The organism is Amaricoccus sp. W119 (assembly GCF_047275745.1).
GTDB lineage: Bacteria > Pseudomonadota > Alphaproteobacteria > Rhodobacterales > Rhodobacteraceae > Amaricoccus.
In genome coordinates this window covers 1-1035 of sequence record NZ_JBKQWU010000185.1, presented here as the reverse complement: position 1 = coordinate 1035, position 1035 = coordinate 1, and the positions used below count along the sequence as shown (strand labels likewise).

The window sequence follows — 1035 nt, the reverse complement described above, 5'->3', positions numbered from 1 at the left end:
GCGGCTCTCTGCGAGATCTGATCCCGGACGACCACATCCTCGCCCGGGTCGACGCGGTGCTCGACCTCGGCTGGCTGCATGAGGAGATCGCCGAGGTCTATGCCGCGGGAGTCGGGCGGCCGGCGATAGATCCGGAGGTGGCGGTGCGCCTGATGCTCGCCGGCTTCCTGCTCGGCATCGTGCACGACCGCCGGCTGATGCGTGAGGCCCAGGTGAATCTCGCGATCCGCTGGTTCGCCGGCTTCGGTCTGGGCGACCGACTGCCGGAGCACTCGTCCCTGACGCGGATCCGCCAGCGCTGGGGCGCCGAGCGGTTTCGCCGCATCTTCGAGCGAACCACGCTGGCTTGTGTTTCGGCCGGCATCGCGAAGGGCGAGACGTCCACGTCGACGCATCGCTGATCCGCGCCGACGTCTCGTGGGAAAGCCTCGCCGTGCGTCATGTCGGCGCCGTGGTCACGGCCAACGACGATAAGCCATCCGCGATCGAGACCCCCTTTGATGGTGAGGCGCCAGACCCCGAAGCGGAACGGCGACGGTGAGACTCGAAGAAGACCGGCAAGTTCAAGAAGGTCTGCCTGACCGACCCTGACGCGTCGATGGCGACCTCGGGCCGGAACCGGCGCCTGGAGCCAAGCTACAAGCAGCATGGCGTCATCGACGACCATCTCGGCGTGGTGCCTGACGTCGAAGTCACCACCGGCGAGGTGAACGAGGGCGAGCAGATCCTTGCTCGCCTCGACGCAGCGTCGGCGATCACCGGCGTGCCGATCGCGACGGTCACGGCCGACGCGGGCTATGCCTACGGTTTACGCGGGGCTCGAGAAGCGTGAGATCGCGGCGTTCGCCATCGGTCTCGAACGCATGGCGACACGATGGCTCACTCCCGGCAAAGGCCGAGCCGATCCGCCGCCCCGTGCCGATGCGCCGCTTCCGCTACGACGCCAAGCACGATGTTCTGAAGTGCCCCCGTGGCAAGAAGCTGAAACCCGGGCGCGCGGTGAAGCATGGCCGCTTCTTCACCTCCCGCGCCCGG

Annotated in this window: 3 pseudogenes; all 3 read left to right on the top strand. The window is 67.9% G+C overall.

The annotated features are described in order from the left end of the window. Positions 1 to 467: pseudogene (locus ACLJK8_RS22885) on the top strand (transposase); the annotation flags it as partial. Positions 468 to 547: 80 nt separating this feature from the next. Next, positions 548 to 811: pseudogene (locus tag ACLJK8_RS22880) on the top strand (transposase); the annotation flags it as partial. Positions 812 to 882: 71 nt separating this feature from the next. After that, positions 883 to 1035, top strand: a pseudogene (locus tag ACLJK8_RS22875) (IS5/IS1182 family transposase); the annotation flags it as partial.